1 protein-coding gene is annotated in these 522 nt (G+C 56.9%); it reads right to left on the bottom strand.

Annotated features, from left to right (window positions below; genetic code table 11):
• The coding region (locus ACR0C6_RS22260; protein ID WP_480621384.1) for a type 2 periplasmic-binding domain-containing protein at positions 1–522 on the bottom strand (522 nt) is incomplete at both ends.

Raw genomic sequence — 522 nt, 5'->3', positions numbered from 1 at the left:
GCCCAACACCAACCTTGGCCAGGAAACGCCCGGCCGACGGGAAGGTATAGAGCTTCAGCCCATCCAGGTCGCCAAGGCTCTTGATTTCCTTTTTGGTGTTGAAGTTGCAGGGGTCCTGACCCGCTGCCGACAGCCACGTCACGCCAACCTTCTCATATTCCGAGCGCCAGATATCAGCCAGACCGTACTGGTTGAACAGCACCGGAACGTCCAGAATATGCTTGGTGGCGAAGGGGAAATAACCACCGAACTGACGCAGCGGAGTAGGCGAAGCCATGGAATCGTCGTCTGAATGCACACCGTCAATCGTGCCGCGTTGCAGGGCCTGGAACAGTTCACCTGTCGGAACGATCTGGTCCGCATAGAACAGTTCGATCTCAAGTTCGCCATTGGCATTGGCGTTGATGTAATCGATGGCTGGCTTGGTTACATGTTCGCCCAATGCGCCACCGGCATAGGTCTGGAACCGCCACTTGATGGCGGATTGCGCTTTGACGATCGCAGGAGATGCCAGTGTGGCGG

The organism is Ruegeria sp. AL12, assembly GCF_056540885.1.
The sequence above is the reverse complement of the archived record's forward strand: the minus strand, read 5'-3'. Positions and strand labels throughout refer to the sequence as shown.